Here is a 16,671-nt window from a genome sequence, read left to right as displayed (position 1 = left end):
CCCGCTCAGGCCGCCCGTTCGGCCATGGCTTCGAAGACCAGGGCGTGACGGGCCGCGAGCACATCGATGTCGGTGGCGTAGCCACCGCCGATCACCCCGACGAAGGGGATGCCCCGCCGATGCGCCTCGCCGACGACGAAGCGGTCACGCGCCAGCAGGCCCGCATCGGTGAGGTCGAGACGGCCGAGGCGGTCGTCGCGATGCGGGTCGACGCCGGCATTGTAGAACACGATGTCGGGGCGCAGGGCATCGAGCAGCGGCCCGACATAGGCCTCGAGCACCGCGAGATAGCCGGCATCGTTTACGCCGTCGGGCAGGCCGACATCGCGGTCGCCGGCGATCTTGCGCGTCGGATAGTTCTTCTCGGCATGGATCGAGAGGGTGAACAGGTCGGGCGTCCCGCCGAGGCAATCGGCGGTGCCGTCGCCCTGGTGGACGTCGCAATCCACCACCAGGGCCCGGGCGATGCTGCCCTCGGCGTGCAGGGTCCGGGCGGCCACCGCCACGTCGTTGAAGATGCAGAAGCCGGCGCCGGTCTCGCGCCGGGCATGGTGACTGCCCCCGGCGGTGCTGCCCGCGAGGCCGTGCGTCAGGGCGAGGCGGGCCGCCAGCAGGGTGCCGCCCACCGAGGCGCAGGAACGGGCCACCACCGAGGCGCCCACGGGCAGGCCGATATTGCGCTCGATCTCGCGGGAGACGTCCAGGGCGAGCACGGCCTCCACGTAGGCGCGCTCGTGGGCGGCGACGAGGAGGTCGGCCCCGGCCGGCTCCGGCCGCGCGAAGCCGCCCGGGACCAATCCCCGTTCCGCCAGGAGCTCGGCCAGGCGCCCGTACTTGCGCATCGGGAAGCGATGGCCCTCCGGCAGGGTCGCTTCGTAGGCCGGGTGGAAGACGATGGGCAGGCTCATCGTAACAGGCTCATCGTTGCAGGCTCATCGTGACGGGCTCATCGTGACGGGCTCATGCGAGATCCGCGATCAGCCGGTCCGCCAGGGCGAGCCCGCTGTCATGGGCGGCCTCGATGCGCGGCCCGAGGCAGCCGTCGCCGGCATAGCCGAGACGCTGGACCGGATCGTAGAGGCAGGATGCGCCGCAGGTCTCCTCCACGAGGGCGTAGCGCCAGCGATGGGCGCGGGCCTGCAGGGAGGCGATGGGTCCGCCGAAGAGGTCGGCGACGGCGGCGAGCAAGGCGGCCCGCACGGCCTCCGGGGTGTCTTCGAGATGCGTCTTCGACCAGTCGGGCGTGGCATGGACGGTGTAGGCGGCGGGCGCCGTCGGGCGCCCCGGCTTCGCACCCTCGCGGAACAGCGCGGCGACCGGTCCATCCGCGGGGCGCAGGACGTCGCCCGCGAAGGGCAGGTCCCGCCCGCAGGTCAGCATCAGCGACCAGCACGGCGCGTAGGTGGCCCGCGCAACCCCGGGCAATGCGAGGCCGCTGGCGGCGAGGAGGCGCCGGGCCTGCGGGCCCGGCAGCGTCAGGACGACCGCGTCGAAATGCCGGTCCTCGCCGGCCTCCGCCAGCGTCAGACGCCAGCCCCGGTCGGCCCGCGCCAGGGCGGTGACGGTGCGGGCGACCTGCACGTCGAGGCCTGCGAGGAGATCGCGCACGGGCGCGGTCATGTCGGGTACGGCGGTGACGCGGCCGGGCGCCTCGTAGGGCGCGACGAGGCCACGGGCTTCCCAGTCGGCCAGGCGGGCACGAAAAGCGGGGCCGTGCGCCCGCATCACCTGCGCGCCGTGGTCGAAACTCAGCCCGCTCTCGCGGTCGCGGCGGTTCGCCATGCGGCCGCCCGGCTGCCGGCCCTTGTCGAACACCGCGACGGAGAACCCGGCCTCGTGGAGACAGCGTGCCGCGCTGGCCCCCGCCATCCCGGCCCCCACGATCGCCACTTGTGTCGGTATCGCCATTTGCGCCGGTCCCGTCACCCGTGTCCCCCCTCGTGATCCGAGATTGTCATACGACTGAAGCAGCACGGCTGTTAGGGGCGCTGTGCAGTCCGGGACGCGACGCGGTGTCCAGCCCGCGCCGGGCTGCGATGTCGGGGCTTCGCGGACGGGAGACGTCGCGGATGTGGGATCAGGCGATGCGGGAGCTGTCGGAGCCGGGCGCTGCGGTCGCCCTCTGGCTCTGCGTCGCCCTGACCCTCATCAACCTCGCCGGCATCGCGGTGGCGGCCCTGCGGATCGGCCGGCGCAACGGCGCGTCGGTGTTTCCCGAAGCTGCCCCCCTCTCCCTGGTGCGGCCGGTCTGCGGCGTCGAGGCCTTCAGCGAGGAGCTGCTGACGCGCGGCTTCCATCTCGCCTATCCGGACTACGAGCTGATCTTCTGCGTGGCGCACGGGGCCGACCCCATCGTGCCGCTGCTGGAGCGCCTGATGGCGGCGCATCCGCGGGTGCCGGCCCGCCTGATCGTCGGCGACGAGCGGATCAGCGACAACCCGAAGCTCAACAATTGCGTCCGTGGCTGGGAGGCGGCCCGCCACGACTGGGTGGTGCTCGCCGACTCGAACGTCGCGATGCCGCCGGATTACCTGCAGCAGCTGCAGGCGGCGTGGCGCCCGAACACCGGTCTCGTCTGCTCGACACCGATCGGGGCCCGCCCGACCGGCCTGTTCGCCGCGGTGGAATGCGCCTTCCTCAACACCCTGCAGGCGCGCTGGCAATATACCGGCGAGGCCCTCGGCCTCGGCTTCGCCCAGGGCAAGAGCATGCTCTGGCACAAGCCCTTCCTGGAGGCCCGCGGCGGTATCCGGGCCCTGGCGGCCGAGATCGCCGAGGATGCGGCGGCGACAAAGCTCGTGCGGGCGGCAGGCGCGCAGGTCCACCTCGTGGCCGCCCCCTTCGACCAGCCCCTCGGACAGCGCACCCTCGCGGAGGTCTGGTCCCGGCAGCTGCGCTGGGCCCGCCTGCGCCGGGTCACCTTCCCGCTGTTCTTCGCCCCCGAGATCGGCTGCGGACCGCTCCTGCCCTTCGCCCTCGCCCTCGCGGCCGCGCCCTCTCCGGCATTGGCCGGCCTCCTCCTCGGGCTCGCCGCCCTGTGGTACGGGGCCGAAATCGGCCTGGCCGCCCGGGCGCGCTGGTACCGTCAGCCCCGGCTTCTCCTCGCCTTCCTGATCCGCGACACCCTGGTGCCCGCCCTGTGGGTCAGCGCCTGGATGCGGGGCGCCATCGTCTGGCGCGGCAATCCGATGGACATCCGGACGAAGGCGTCCGAGCCGTCCGGCCGCAGCCCCTGGCGTCGCCTGCGGGCCCGCGCCAGCGCCGCCTGAGCGCGCCGGTGTGGGCCCTCCGCCCCGGGGGGATGAGCCCGCAGCGCTCCTGGACACAGGCGGTCTTGGACGGCAGCGCTTCTGGACGGCAGCGCTCTTGCTTGAGGCACTCTGCCCACGGCGGGCGAGCGGACGGAGCCTGGGCGTTGCAGACCGAGACGAACGGACTTCACAAGGGCCTGAACGCCTTCCACCTCTGGGGCATCGCGGTCGGGCTCGTCATCTCGGGCGAGTATTTCGGCTGGAGCTACGGCTGGGCCACCGCCGGGACCCTGGGCTTCCTCATCACCACCATGGCCGTGGCGGCGATGTACGTCGCCTTCATCTTCAGCTTCACCGAACTCACCACGGCGATCCCGCAGGCCGGCGGGCCCTTCGCCTACAGCCGGCGCGCCTTCGGGCCGGTGGGCGGCTGCATCGCCGGCTACGCCACGCTGATCGAGTTCGTGTTCGCCCCGCCCGCCATCGCCCTGGCGATCGGGGCCTATCTGAACGTGCAGTTCCCCGGCCTCGATCCGAAGCACGCGGCCCTGGGCGCCTACCTCGTCTTCATGACCCTCAACATCGTCGGGGTGCAGATCGCCGCGACCTTCGAGCTGTTCGTGACGATCCTGGCGGTGGCGGAACTCCTGGTCTTCATGGGCGTCGTCGCCCCGGCCTTCGCCTGGTCGAACTTCGCCGCCAACGGCTGGGCCGGCGCGGACCGGTTCGGCCTGCCGGCGATCGGCGGCATGTTCGCCGCGATCCCGTTCGCGATCTGGTTCTTCCTCGCCATCGAGGGCGTGGCGATGGCCGCCGAGGAGGCCAAGGACCCCAGGCGCACCATCCCCATCGCCTACATCACGGGCGTGCTGACCCTGACGGCCCTGGCCTTCGGCGTGATGATTTTCGCCGGCGGCGCGGGCGATTGGCGGATCCTCAGCAATCTCAACGATCCCCTGCCCCAGGCGATGAAGGGCGTGGTGGGCGAATCCAGCGGCTGGCTGCACATGCTGGTCTGGCTCGGCCTGTTCGGCCTCGTCGCCTCGTTCCACGGCATCATGATGGGCTATTCGCGCCAGATCTACGCCCTGGCCCGCGCTGGCTTCCTGCCCCGCGGGCTCGCCCGATTGCACCCGCGCTTCCGCACGCCGCACATCGCCACCCTCGCCGGGGGCGTCGTCGGGATCGCGGCGATCTACAGCGACAACCTCGTGACCCTCGCGGGCCAGTCGCTCACGGCCAGCATCGTCACCATGGCGGTGTTCGGCGCCCTGGTGATGTACGGGATGAGCCTGGCGAGCCTGTTCCGGCTGCGCCGGATCGAGCCGGGCCTCGTCCGTCCCTATCGCGCGCCCCTCTACCCGGCGGCGCCCGCCTTCGCACTCGTCATGGCGGCGATCTGCTTCGTCGCCCTGGTCGTCTACAACCCGGTGATCTTCGCGATCTTCCTCGTCCTGATGGGGTTGGCCGTGCTCGCGGCGAAGGCGCTGGCGACCCCGGACCCGGTGGCCGTGCAGCCTATCTCCGATCCAGTCCCGTGAGGGCGAAGGAAACGCCAGCCCGCTCGCCACCAGGACTTCGGCCCCTCGGGGACGCCTCGGCCAGGGCCGCCAGTCCAGGCCCCGGAGCGTCACCCGACACCCTTCCTCCAGAAGAAGCGAAAATCGAGGGAGCCAACCCGTTCCGGGGCGCCAGCCTGTGAAGGCCCTGAGGGACGTGGGGTAACAGTAACGCGCGCACCGCATTACCAGATACCCTGAAGGCTATCCTCGCTTCGGTCCGCGATCGCAGTTGACATTTTGCTGCTAGACGCTGTCTAGTCAGATCAAACACCCGCGGCGGATGCCAGATGCCCTTTTTATCCTCTTTGGCATATTTCGGCGAAGTGGAAGTGAAGCCGGAAAACCCCGCTGTCTTAAACAACGTTGATTGTGCATATGCGCCCTTCTCGCGAGATGTCTTTTTCGCCGGTGATCCGTCTTGGGGCGTTTATACGACGGATGGCAGTCTCATACTTGAGGCATCCTACCGGCGCGGCCCAGAACTGCAATTGATCGGCCAAAGCCCTGCACGCGACTTGAGCGGTCGGAGCCTCGATGTCGAACAGGCCGAGCACATTTATTTCGGGGCCTTGATCCCGCACTACGGCCATTTTCTCGTCGGCAGCCTCGCGAGAGCGTGGTTCGCGGCGCAGCCGGACAACGTCGATCGGCCTCTGCTCTGCCACTCCGACCACGCGATTCACGACCATTTTCGCGGGTACATGGGCGTTCTCACGTCCGCACTGGGCTTGAAGCCGGAGCGGTTCGTGGCGCCAACGAACGAGGTCCGCTTCCGGAATCTGACGATCCCCGCTCCTGCATTCCTCGAACAGAAACTCGCCCACGAGGCATTTCTTCCCCCCATGCGCCGGATCGGGGACGCCCTGGGAAAGGGTGCTCCCTTGGGGAGCGAGCCCCGACCGGTCTGGCTCTCCAAATCCCGCATGGGTATCAATAGCGTCGCCCATATCGCCAACGAGGCCGAACTGGAAGAGGTTCTGGTCTCGTTCGGATTCGATATCGTTTACCCGGAACAACTTACCCTTCCGCAACAGATCGATCTATTTTCGAATCGCCAGAATATTTTTGGTTTCGCCGGGTCGGCATTTCACAACCATATCCTTTCGCGGCAAAGACCTCGGATAACTTGTATAACCCTGGATAAATTCATCAATACAAACTTCCTGATACTCGACAAACTCAACGCCTCAGACACGAGATATCTCTATCCGTTCGATAATATTGAGAATATCGAGATTTCTGGCTATATCTGCTCCCGGAAGATCAGAGATATAAACCGGTTCGCCCGAGAGCTTTTGGAAATTTCCAGCCTCCCGACGCGCAACAAAATTCCCGGACACGCCTTTGCAGACAACTCGCTCACGGGTTCAGCTATGATTTACAATGCCAATTGCTTGCCCGATCTCGCCGGAGAAAGCTATCGGGACACATTAACCAAGCTTCATCACGAACTGAGCCCCGCAGCCTATCTGGAAATCGGCACGCTGACCGGAGGAACACTGGCGCTCTCGCGATCCCCATCCATTGCGATCGATCCCAAATTCCAGATCACCTCGGAAGTGATCGGCGAAAAATCTGTGTGTCTGTTCTATCAACTGGAGAGCGATACATTCTTCCGGGATTATACACCGGAGGCGTTGCTGGGATCCGCCCTCGATTTCACGTTCCTCGATGGGATGCATCACTGCGAGTTTCTGCTCCGCGACTTCATGAACGCGGAACGACATTCGGCGCCGTTCGGTGTCATCGCCCTTCACGACTGCATTCCGGTCGAGATACCCATGACGGATCGAACCCAGAACGGAACACCGCCGATCGCACCGCACAGGGGCGGCTGGTGGACCGGCGACGTCTGGAGGACGGTTCTCGCGCTCAAGCGTCACCGGACAGATCTCAACATCCTCTGCTTGGATTCCGCACCCACGGGACTTGTGCTGATCTCACGCCTGGATCCAACCTCGACGCTCCTCAATGATCGCTACGATTCGATCGTCAACGACATGCTGGCGATGGATCTTGCCACGATGACGGTCGCCAAATTCATGCAGGAAGTGGATGTCACGCCCACCACGGCATACCATTCGCCCGGATCCCTGGCGGCAGCCCTGCGGAGATAGCCCCCGATCCGGAAAGGCTTGGCGGACTCTCTGCGGCCGGCCCGTCATCGGGTGCGCCTCGGCCGACACCGGTGGCGGCGGGGGCACGCGAACCTCCACGCCTCTCGGCGTTCGAATTCGACCCGAACGCCCCTACCACGCCACCGCGCGGGTCTGGTGGTCTCCAATCCGGTGCGCTTCGCGATCGTTCTCGTGCTGTTCCGTGCGGGTGGCGCCCGCGATCCTTGCCGCGAAGGGGCTGGCGACCGCGGCCTTGATGGCCGGCAGGCCGCTCCACGATCGGCGCTGCGAGGTCGAAATCCGACCGGGAGTCGTCGCGGGTCGCCACGCTGGCGGAGCGTTCAGCGCATCGAGGGTGGCTAGCGGGGGCGGAGAACTCCACCAGACCTGCGGGAACGCCCCCACAAGCAGCCGGACCCGGATCCGATCCCCGATCTACTGAACCTTTACCCCGTTCTCGTCGATCATCTGCTGCAGATGGCGTTTGACGATGCGGGCGCTGAAGGGCTTCTCGATGAAATGGGCCTGATCCGGCATGTCGCCGAGGACCGGGCGGGTGATGCCCGACGAGACCAGGATGGCGATGTGGGGATAGGTCCGCGCGGTCTCGCGCGCCAGGGAGAAGCCGTCCTGCGTGCCGGGCATCCGCACATCCGTGAACAGGACGGACACATTCTGATGGCAGCGGCGCAGCAGGTCCAGGGCCTGATCGGCGGTCTGAGCCTCGAGGGTCGCGTAGCCGGCCCGCTCGAGAATATCGACCGCATCCATGCGGATCAGGCCGTCATCCTCCACCACGAGAGCGTGAGAGCCTTTGGAGGAGGTCGGGTAGGTCATGAACCTCAATGCTTCGCTGGCGAGAAAAGGTCCGGCCTGGCGGCTCTTTTGCCGCCACCTGCCCCAAGCGACCCTCACGTCCAGCGCTCCAAGCCGGCGGACCCTACGCGCCTTACTCCTCCGCTTCAATCCCGCGCAGGGGTGCGGCCAGGGTACAGACGAGGCCAGTGGGCGCGTAGACGGTACGCACCGCCCCGCCCACGGCGCCGGCGAGGCCCCGCTCGATCAGGCGGCTTCCGAAGCCCCGGCGCGTCGGGGTGGCCACCGCGGGGCCGCCACGCTCGGTCCAGCACAGGGACAGCATCGGTTCGGGTCCCTCGGTCTCGATGGTCCAGATCACCGCAACCGACCCCTCGGATCGAGACAGCGCCCCGTACTTGGCCGCGTTCGTCGCCAATTCGTGGACCATCAAGGCCAGGGAGAGGGCGGCCCGGGAGCCGACCTGGACGAAGGGACCGGCCAGGTGCAGCCGCTCCGACCGGGCATCGTCGTGGATCTCGAGAGCCGCGCGGATGATCGCCTCGATGCTGGCGCTCTCGCGGGTCCCGCTGAGGAGCAGGTCGTGGGCCTTGCTCATCGCGATCAGGCGGTCGGCCAGCACGTCCTGCGCGGTCTCGAGGTCGGGTGCGCTGCGCAGGGTCTGGGTGGCGATCGCCTGGACCATGGCCAGCATGTTCTTCATGCGATGGCTGATCTCGCGATTGAGCACCGCCTGCTGCTCCTCGGCCCGCAGGCGCGCGATGCCCACCTGGACGCGATCCGCGACGTTGCGGACGAAGGCGACCTCCTCGTGCCGCCACGGGCGCGGTGCCGCGCTGTGCACGAAGAACAGGCCGACGCTGCGACCCCGCTCTCGCACCGGGACGTTGAGCATCGCGGCGACATTGATCCGGGAGAGGAGGGCGGCCGTCTCCACGGTGCGCGGATCCTCGGCCACGGCGTCGACCACGAGGGTTTCCCCCCGCGAGAGGCAGGGGCCGAGGGTCTCGTGGTCCATGAACCGATGGCGCCCGACGAGGCTGTCCGAGCCGACGGTGGTCCAATCGCGATGGATGGTGATGTGCTCGCCGGCCGCGTCGAGTTCGCCGTATCCGGTGCGGCTGGCGTCCAGGGTTCGGCCGACGATCTCCGCCGCCCGGTGCGTCATCGCCGGAATCGAGGCCTCGTTCCGCAGGAAGTCGCCGAGTTCGATCAGCGCGGCGCGCCGGAGCGAGGCCGCGCGGGCATAGATCTCCTCGGCCTTCACCAGGGCGATCTGCCGACGCTCGTTGATCAGGGTCGTCACCTGACGCGCCAGGCGCCGGAGACCGTCCGCCTGATCCTCCGTCAGGCCACCCGGGCGCGGCTGGTGGTCGAGCACGCACAGGCTGCCGAGCACGCGGCCGCTGGGCATCCGCAGCGGGGCGCCGGCGTAGAAGCGGATATGCGGGTCTCCCGTGACGAGGAGATTCCGACAGGTGCGGGGATCCGCCATCAGGTTGGGGATCACGAGGAGGTCGGGCTCGCTCAGGGCGTAGACGCAGACGGAGGAATTCAGATCCGTCTCGCATCGCGGAAAGCCGACGCGTGCCTTGAACCATTGCCGGTCGCTGTCGACCAGGCTGATCAGGGCGACGGGCGATCCACACAGCAGCCGGGCGAGTTGAACGACGTCATCGAACGCCTGCTCCGGAGCCGTGTCGAGGATGTCGAGCGCGGCAAGCTCAGCAAGCCGCTGCGGATCGGATGTATCCGGTCTGATACCCTGATCGAGATGATAGCTCATGAAGGGAACGTTCCCGGCGGTCAGCCGTTGTATCCTCCGTTTCGCGTGAAGTCACTTAGCCCTTGTTGGCGCGATGGCACCGCTTAATCGCACCGATGGGTGAGGTCCACCTGGGCACAGGCCGGGACTGTCGCACAACGTAGGCGCGTGCGAAACCGGCACCTGCGTCGGACCGCCTGTCCGACAGGTTATTCCGCGCGTCGGACCGCCTGTCCGACAGATTATTCCGCAAGACGCAAGCACCTTCGCCGGCCGTCCAGTGGCTGAAACGCGAATCACCGCGGACGTGAGTCGCGCGGGAAATGCCGGGCCGAGCGTGCGGGGCTCTGGTATCAGGAGTTCCCCGCCGGCTTTCCAACGCCCATCCATGAAGATCGCGATACTCGAAGCGGGCACACCCCCCGACCGGCTCGCCGGCCGATACCCGGGCTACGGGCGGATGACGGCCGAAAGGCTGTGCCCCGGCCACGACGTCTCGGTGTTCCGGGTGAACCAGGACGACTGGCCCGTCGATCCCGACGCCTTCGACGCCACCCTCGTGACGGGTTCGCCGGCCGGCGCCTACGATCCCCTGCCCTGGATCGGAACACTGATCGCCTACCTGCGCGATCTCGATCCAACAAAGCCGCTCGTCGGCCTCTGCTTCGGGCATCAGGTCATGGCAGCGGCCTTCGGCGGACGGGTCGAGAAATCACCGAAAGGCTGGGGGATCGGGCTGCACAGCTACGACATCCATCGGGCGGCCGACTGGATGGATGGACAGGCCCGGGTCTCCGTTCCGGCCATCCACCAGGATCAGGTGGTCTCGGCGCCGCCGGGCAGCCGAACCCTGGCGGGCAGCGCCTTCACGCCCCACGGCATCCTCGCCTATGTCGACCGGCGCGCCCTCTCCGTCCAGTTCCATCCGGAATTCACGACCGACTATGCCCGTGCCCTGATCGCGGGCCACCGTCCGGGCGACCTCGACGAGACCGTCCGCACCCGGGCCCTGGCTTCCCTCGATGCCCCCGACGACAGCGCGCGCGTCGGCCGATGGATTCGACGATTCCTCGGCGATCCCGCTTGACAGGTTTGTCGAACCCCAGCGTGACGCTGCCCCTAGCAAGGGAATTCCACGGCCTGTCCCCGCTCTGCACAGGTCATCCACAAAGGGTTTGACCCCGGCTCCGCGAGAATGTTCCTGCTTTGTACTGGATAGGGACAAGGCCGATGACCGCAGCACAGATCGCCGAGATCGCAGCCATGAGCGAGGCCGAGTTGATCGCCCTGGCCTACGAGGAAGCGGTGGGTGGCGACGCACGCCGAGCCCTGCTGCAGGCCATCGAGGACATCCTGAGCCTGGAGACGAAGCTGGCGGTGGCCGAGCGGCGGATCTCCTATGGCTACGTTCGTGGTGCCGTTCCCGGTCAGGGCACCTGACATGGAGCGCCTGTGCGATGTCCGGGGCGAACGCATCGTCGTCGCGTGTCGTCCCTGTGGCCGGAGCGGGTCCTACGGCGTCGAGCGGCTGCGCCAGCGTTTCGGGCCGCATGCCTCGATGCTGGACGTGTACCTGGCTCTGACGCAAACCTGCCGGTTCCAGCGCGAGGTCGGAAGCCGGACGCCCAATGTCTACGGCATGACCTGCCGGGCCAAGCTCGACACGACGGGTGGCCCGACACCCGCAGGACTGCCGTCAAGGACCTGAGTCATGTGCAACCTCTACAGCCTGGTCACGCCCCAGGCGGAGATCCGCGCCGCCTTCGACGTCTCGGTGGATCGCGCCGGCAACCTGCCGCCGCTGCCGGGTATCTTCCCCGACCAGCGCGCCCCGATCGTCCGCGTGGCCCAGGACGGCACGCGTGTCCTGGAGATGTTCCGCTGGGGCATCCCGGGCCCGAAGCAGTTCGGCGAGCACCCGGTCACCAACGTGCGCAACGTGAAGAGCCCGCACTGGCGGCCCTGGCTGAAGCCGGAATACCGCTGCCTCGTGCCGGTCTCTTCGTTCAGCGAGTATGCCGACACCAAGCCGAAGAAGACACCGACCTGGTTCGCGCTTGATGAGGACCGGGCGTTGTTTGCCTTCGCGGGGATCTGGCGTCCCTGGACGGGCGTGCGCGGCACCAAGGCCGAGAATCCCGATCGGGCGGAGGAGGACCACCGGCTGTTCTCGTTCCTGACCTGCGAGGCCAACGGCGTCGTCGGCCCGGTCCACCCGAAGGCCATGCCGGTCTTGCTGACGACGCCGGAGGAGTGGAGCACCTGGCTCGCGGCTCCCACCGAGATCGCGCTGGAGCTTCAGCGTCCCTTGCCGGACGCGATGATGCGGATCGTGGCGACGGGGGCCCGGAAAGACCCATCGGAATAAGGCACCGGACGACATGAAGCGTCGCGGCTTTTCGTTTGATTAACTGAGCCAACAAACAAGCAGATCGCACCAAAAACGATCTGCGCTTGGCCGCGTTATCGAGCCATCTGGTCGTGAGTGACGAAGATCTACTCACGCAACGCCTGATGGCAGAAGCAAAAACTGCGATGATCCACCAGCTTGTTTATTACAGCCGCAACGTCGTCCTCGGCAACGACCGGGCGATGCTCACGAATTTGCGGGAGATCGTCGCCGCCTCACAGCGCAACAACAGCCGGGACGGGATCACCGGGTTCCTGATCTTCGACAAGACCTGGTTCATCCAGATCCTGGAGGGCGAGCAGGCGCAGGTGAGCGCGACCTACACCCGTATCGCCCGTGATCCACGCCATACGACGGCGACCATCATGGATGCGCGCAACAGTCCGAGCCGCTCCTTCCCCAACTGGACCATGGGCGGCGCCATGCGGACGCCCGAGGTGGAAGAGGTCTACCTGCAGCACGGCATCGGCAGCGCCATCGAGCCGACACGCCTGAAGAGCTCCCAGATCATCAACCTCGCCCTGGATCTCCAGGCCTTCGATGCCGCCAAGCGTCAGGCGCAGCGTCTCGCCAGCTAGACGCCGGCACCCGGCCGTCGACCGATCGTTTCCTCGAACATGCAAACGGCGCAGGGCCTGAAAGCCGCTGCGCCGTTCGTCGTGGTCGCCGAAGGGGGGGCAAGACGGCGACCACCCGTGTGATGGCCCCAAATTCCGAGCGCGGATGTGCGGTCCAGCACGATCGGCAGGTGCGTTCGCCGGACACGGCAGCGGCGCTGGCCCGTCGTGCGGCCGTCAGCGTGCCACCGCCGCCAGTGCGCCGCGGCGTCGACTTCCGTGCATCCGGCAGGCTAGGGAGGGTTCAATCCAGCAATCGGAGTTTGGCATGGCAGGTGAAGCGCAGCGCCCTCAGTCGCGATTGGCCCTGGCCCTGACGGTGGCCTGCGGGATCCTCGTCGCCGGCTTCGGGACCATCGGCTGGCGCTGGTACGCTTACGTGACGGCCGGCGCCACGCCCTACGACGAGGTGGGCATCGAGGTGAACCGTCGCCTGCCCGCATCGCTTCGGACCTGGGGCTGCGAGCGCATCAGGGATCGATTTCCTCGCGCCGCCCCACCCTACGGCTGTCAGCCGGGACAGATCTGACACGGACGTGTACGAGCAGTGCACACCCGCCGCGCAGATTTGAATTGCGCGATGCCCGTGATCGGAACAGCCATGCGCCACTCTCGACTGCTCGCCAGCCTCTGCCTCGGTCTCGCCCTGCCTTGCGCAGCGATGGCACAACCTGCGCCCTCCCCCGCAACACCGGCCCCGGTCTCCGACCCGGCCACCCTGAAGGCGGCCCGCGAAGTGGTCATGCAGATGCAGGGCGATCGAAACGCCCTCCTGAACGCGATCGCGGCCCCCATGGTCGGAATGATGCAGCAGATCGGGGTCAAGCAGCAGGACCAGGCACAGGCGCTCGTGCAGGAGGTCGTGATGCCGACCCTGTCGGCGCATTACGACGAGCTTCTCGACATCCAGGCGCGCAGCTTTGCCGCGGCGCTCGGGAAGGACGACCTCCAGGCGATCGCGGCGTTCTACGCGACGCCGGCCGGCAAGCGCCTGGTCACGGCGCAGCCGCAACTCGCCCAGGCCCAATTGGCCGGCACTCAGCAGTGGATGCAGTCCGTGATGCCCGAGTTGCAGGGCAAGCTGGCCAAGGCGATCCAGGCGCATGGCTGGACCACGAGCGGTCAGCCGAAGGCGCGCTGATCCGCAAAGCCCGCCGTCGGGATCGAGGAGGAACAATTTCATGACGCGCGATGACAGCGGCGCCCAGGATCGTCGCGAGACGAAGGCCGCCAAACATCTGGAACGGGCTCGCGCCGGGGGTGAGGCCCGGGCCGAATACGACGCGACCCAGCAGGCCACCGAGGACAAGACGGCGCGGCTCAAGGCCCTTCGACTCGCCAAGGAGAAGGCCGACAAGGGCTTGTAGCGACCCGCGCGCCCAGGAGCCGTTTCAGCAACGCGCCTTCGCTCTGCGGCGACGGGGCCTCAATGGCACCAGGGCGCAGCACCGCACCAGCGCATCGCCCTCTGGTCGACCGAGCCGGTCGTTTCCGGCGCGACGCGTTCTGACGCCGCGACGATCGGCTGACCCGTCCGGTTCGCATCGACGAGCCGCCCGCCGACGAACCCGCCCACACCGAGAGCGGAGAGCCACAGGATCAGCCGGCCGGTCTTCTTCATCGCGCGCTTGGTCATGCCGCCGAGCGTGCGACGGTCGCGGTTAGCGGAACCCTAACAGGCGCGACCCGGACGGTTCCGGGTCTCCGTCCGCACCGCGAGATCTGACGGTGCCTCGAAACGAAAGCGCCCCGAGGATGTCTCCTCGAGGCGCGTTGCGACGAAAGCGGCCAGGTGATCGGGGCTGGGGACGCTCAGGCCGAACCGAAAAGTCCCGTCGATCCTAGTAGGAGCCGAACTTGTAGTTCAGGCCGGCGCGGACGACGGCGAACTCGGTGTCGCGCACCTGACGGCCGCCGCTGACCAGGACGACGCCCGGGCTGGTGGTGGTGACGACGTTGCCGATGTTGTTGACCGCGAAGGCGCCGTTGTTGCGGTTGCCCTGGTCGAGGTTCACGTACAGACCTTCGATCTTCAGCGTCACGGCCGAGGAGCGGAAGAAGTTCAGGAACGAGTCGGTGGGGAGCGCGTACTCGATACCGCCGCCGGCAGCCCAGCCGGTCTGGAAGTCGTCGCGGCTGGAGTTGGTCAGACCGAAGTCGCGACCGCCGCCCGAACCGTAGGCGAAGCCGCCGGTGCCGTACACGAGGGTGCGGTCGAAGGCGTAGCCGAGGCGACCGCGGACGGTGCCGAAGTAGTCGAGGCCCGAGACGCCGGCCGGGTTGAAGACCTGCTGGGCGGCCAGGGGGCCGGTGGCCGAGAAGCGGTTCCGCTCACGACCGAAGTCGACGTACTGGGCGTCGGCTTCGATACCGACGACCACGCCCGAGCCCGGGGTGAACTGGTAGTTGTAGCCGACCTGGCCACCGCCGACGAAGCCGTCGTTGCTCTGGCCGTTGCTGAAGGCGATGGCGGCCGTGGTGCCCGGCAGGACCAGAGTGCTGGCGCCGTTGACGCCGATGACGGTCGGCTGGCTGTTGCTGGAAGCGTCGAAGCCGTAACCGGCGTTGAAACCAGCGTAGAAGCCGGTCCAGGTGAACACCGGCACCGGCACGAACACCGGGGGCGCCGCGCGGCGCGGAAGGTCGGCGGCGGAGGCGGCGCCGGCGAGAAGGGCCGTGGCGGCGCTGGCGAGGAAGAGGGTCTTGATCATGGTGGGTCTGCCGGTGAAATCTGCCGCGCACTCTCGGTGCGGTGTGAAGACACCTTAGCGACAGGGCAGACTTGGCGACTAGTGCAGATGCGCAACACCCAGATCAGATTGATGAAGCGCCAGATGGTCTAAGACTGCGTTAGGGTTTTACTTACCATGTTATTTGCGATCGCTCTAACGCCCATTCACCTGTTCGGTTCCCGAAAAACATTCCACGAGGCGAGACGCCGCAGGCGGTCGATCCGTGATCTGACGTGCGAATGAGGTTCGGTCGGTGTGTGGCGCCGGTTCGCGCGTCGGCCGGCGGGTCGTTCGGGGCTGCCGCCGGCATCACCGGCCTCGGGCCAGCGGCGTCAGGTGATCCAGCGAGGCCGCGTGCACCAGCGGCGGCGGTGCGCCCTCGGGGGCCGCCATCCCGACGCGATCGTGCCAGTAGGTCGGCAACCCGACCGCAGCCGTCCCAACGAGATCGTAGGCCGAGCCGGCAACGAACAGGCAGCGGGACGCATCGACGGAGAGTTCGTTCAGGGCAAGGCGATAGGGGTGAGGATCGGGTTTGTAGAATCCCGCCCGCTCGGACGTCACCACCGTGGTGAAAGGGACCCCGACGCAGTCGGCCGCGATCCGTCCCAGGCGTTCGGAGCAATTCGTCACGATCCCGAGCGGTATGGACTTGTCCGAGAGGTCCCGCAGGGTCTGCACCACGCCCGGCCAGGGTCTTAGTTCGGCGTAGCGTTCGGCGAGCTCGGCCGTCGCGCCGCCCGGCAGTCCGACCATCCCCGCGGCTTGGGCAACGAGGTCTTCGTAAGGCCGGTAGCGCCCCGTACGATAGGTGATCCGCAGGTACTCGGCGCGCCAGCGCCGGCCTAAGTCCTCGCTTCCGGCCACGGAATTCCAGAGCGACCAACTGTCCAGGAGGGCGGTCAGCAGATCGAACAGGACGGCATCATGGCGCTGCTCTGGCATCGCGGGTCTCCAAGTCGTTGCCGTGCTTCGAGAAGGCATTCGTGCGGGACGCTGCCCTCACGTGGTCCGGGCGGCGATCGCCTCGATCTCCACGAGATAGCCGTGGTGGAGTTCCGGCACCGGCACGACGGTGCGGGCCGGCTTCGCCTCCCCGAAAACCTCGGCGTAGATCCGGTTGAAAGCGGGCCAGTTCTCGACGCCGACGATATAGGCCGTGACCCGCAGGGCATCCTGCGGTCCGCATCCCGCCTCGCCCAGGATGGCGAGGACGTTGGCGAGAGCTTGCCGAACCTGCACGTCGAAGGGTTGATCGGCCGTATGCGTCCCGTCCGGGCGGGCGGCGAGCTGTCCCGAGACGAACACCAGATCACGCCACGCAGTCGCATGAACGTAGTGCCCGGCCGGCGCCGATACGGCGGACGAAGCGATGCGTGCGATGGGATCGGTCATGATGCG

The 16,671-nt window shown here is 67.6% G+C and carries 19 protein-coding genes; 11 read left to right on the top strand and 8 right to left on the bottom strand.

Annotated elements, in window-relative coordinates; genetic code table 11:
* Positions 1-5: 5 nt before the first annotated feature.
* Entirely contained in the window at positions 6-908 is a 903-nt protein-coding gene (locus AC0IY1_RS20710) for a histone deacetylase family protein (RefSeq protein ID WP_471772023.1), read from the bottom strand.
* A gap of 52 nt (positions 909-960) precedes the next feature.
* Entirely contained in the window at positions 961-1,908 is a 948-nt protein-coding gene (locus AC0IY1_RS20705; RefSeq protein ID WP_471772021.1) for an NAD(P)/FAD-dependent oxidoreductase, read from the bottom strand.
* A 176-nt stretch (positions 1,909-2,084) separates the two neighbouring features.
* Here AC0IY1_RS20705 and AC0IY1_RS20700 point away from each other — a divergent pair, with 176 nt between their 5' ends.
* The 3 genes from AC0IY1_RS20700 (at position 2,085) to AC0IY1_RS20690 (ending at position 6,930) form a co-directional block, all read left to right on the top strand.
* Positions 2,085-3,269: a ceramide glucosyltransferase gene (locus AC0IY1_RS20700; protein WP_471772019.1), complete on the top strand. Its 1,185-nt coding sequence runs from the start codon at positions 2,085-2,087 to the stop codon at positions 3,267-3,269.
* 146 nt (positions 3,270-3,415) lie between these two features.
* Complete coding sequence (gene eat, locus AC0IY1_RS20695) at positions 3,416-4,792, top strand: ethanolamine permease (protein ID WP_471772017.1); 1,377 nt, start codon at positions 3,416-3,418, stop codon at positions 4,790-4,792.
* A gap of 308 nt (positions 4,793-5,100) precedes the next feature.
* Positions 5,101-6,930 carry a glycosyltransferase 61 family protein gene (locus tag AC0IY1_RS20690; protein WP_471772015.1) on the top strand — a complete coding sequence of 610 codons (1,830 nt, stop codon included), beginning with the start codon at positions 5,101-5,103 and terminating at the stop codon, positions 6,928-6,930.
* A gap of 435 nt (positions 6,931-7,365) precedes the next feature.
* Here AC0IY1_RS20690 and AC0IY1_RS20685 read toward each other — a convergent pair whose 3' ends face one another.
* Positions 7,366-7,767, bottom strand: a complete 402-nt coding sequence (locus AC0IY1_RS20685; protein WP_471772012.1) for a response regulator — start codon at positions 7,765-7,767, stop codon at positions 7,366-7,368.
* Positions 7,768-7,879: 112 nt separating this feature from the next.
* Positions 7,880-9,532: a sensor histidine kinase gene (locus AC0IY1_RS20680; protein WP_471772009.1), complete on the bottom strand. Its 1,653-nt coding sequence runs from the start codon at positions 9,530-9,532 to the stop codon at positions 7,880-7,882.
* Positions 9,533-9,899: 367 nt separating this feature from the next.
* Here AC0IY1_RS20680 and AC0IY1_RS20675 point away from each other — a divergent pair, with 367 nt between their 5' ends.
* From AC0IY1_RS20675 to AC0IY1_RS20640, 8 genes are all read left to right on the top strand, one after another.
* Positions 9,900-10,598: a glutamine amidotransferase-related protein gene (locus tag AC0IY1_RS20675; protein ID WP_471772007.1), complete on the top strand. Its 699-nt coding sequence runs from the start codon at positions 9,900-9,902 to the stop codon at positions 10,596-10,598.
* Between the two features lie 143 nt (positions 10,599-10,741).
* Positions 10,742-10,951: a hypothetical protein gene (locus AC0IY1_RS20670; RefSeq protein ID WP_471772005.1), complete on the top strand. Its 210-nt coding sequence runs from the start codon at positions 10,742-10,744 to the stop codon at positions 10,949-10,951.
* Entirely contained in the window at positions 10,911-11,219 is a 309-nt protein-coding gene (locus AC0IY1_RS20665) for a hypothetical protein (RefSeq protein ID WP_244477186.1), read from the top strand. Before AC0IY1_RS20670 ends, AC0IY1_RS20665 begins: the two co-directional genes overlap by 41 nt.
* Positions 11,220-11,222: 3 nt before the next feature.
* On the top strand, positions 11,223-11,879 hold the full coding sequence (locus AC0IY1_RS20660; RefSeq protein ID WP_471772002.1) for an SOS response-associated peptidase: 657 nt from the start codon (positions 11,223-11,225) through the stop codon (positions 11,877-11,879).
* Between the two features lie 167 nt (positions 11,880-12,046).
* Positions 12,047-12,499 (top strand): BLUF domain-containing protein, encoded by a 453-nt coding sequence (locus AC0IY1_RS20655; RefSeq protein ID WP_055948072.1) that lies wholly within the window; start codon positions 12,047-12,049, stop codon positions 12,497-12,499.
* Positions 12,500-12,806: 307 nt separating this feature from the next.
* Positions 12,807-13,067 carry a hypothetical protein gene (locus AC0IY1_RS20650; RefSeq protein ID WP_471771999.1) on the top strand — a complete coding sequence of 87 codons (261 nt, stop codon included), beginning with the start codon at positions 12,807-12,809 and terminating at the stop codon, positions 13,065-13,067.
* Positions 13,068-13,139: 72 nt separating this feature from the next.
* Positions 13,140-13,679 (top strand): DUF2059 domain-containing protein, encoded by a 540-nt coding sequence (locus tag AC0IY1_RS20645; RefSeq protein WP_103710690.1) that lies wholly within the window; start codon positions 13,140-13,142, stop codon positions 13,677-13,679.
* A 40-nt stretch (positions 13,680-13,719) separates the two neighbouring features.
* The gene (locus tag AC0IY1_RS20640; RefSeq protein WP_471771995.1) at positions 13,720-13,905 is read left to right on the top strand and encodes a hypothetical protein; all 186 of its coding nucleotides are present in this window, start codon (positions 13,720-13,722) and stop codon (positions 13,903-13,905) included.
* A gap of 59 nt (positions 13,906-13,964) precedes the next feature.
* Here the strand turns inward: AC0IY1_RS20640 and AC0IY1_RS20635 are convergent, their stop codons facing one another.
* From AC0IY1_RS20635 to AC0IY1_RS20620, 4 genes are all read right to left on the bottom strand, one after another.
* Positions 13,965-14,174, bottom strand: coding sequence for a hypothetical protein (locus tag AC0IY1_RS20635; RefSeq protein ID WP_471771992.1), 210 nt, complete (start codon positions 14,172-14,174; stop codon positions 13,965-13,967).
* A gap of 205 nt (positions 14,175-14,379) precedes the next feature.
* The gene (locus AC0IY1_RS20630) at positions 14,380-15,249 is read right to left on the bottom strand and encodes an outer membrane protein (protein WP_471771989.1); all 870 of its coding nucleotides are present in this window, start codon (positions 15,247-15,249) and stop codon (positions 14,380-14,382) included.
* 330 nt (positions 15,250-15,579) lie between these two features.
* A complete protein-coding gene (locus AC0IY1_RS20625) occupies positions 15,580-16,215 on the bottom strand; it encodes an HAD-IA family hydrolase (RefSeq protein ID WP_471771987.1) in 636 nt (211 codons plus the stop codon).
* Between the two features lie 57 nt (positions 16,216-16,272).
* Positions 16,273-16,665: a RidA family protein gene (locus AC0IY1_RS20620; RefSeq protein ID WP_103712350.1), complete on the bottom strand. Its 393-nt coding sequence runs from the start codon at positions 16,663-16,665 to the stop codon at positions 16,273-16,275.
* Between the last annotated feature and the right edge of the window lie 6 nt (positions 16,666-16,671).

Source organism: Methylobacterium sp. AC690 (assembly GCF_979256535.1).
This window is presented reverse-complemented; position numbering and strand designations above follow the sequence as displayed.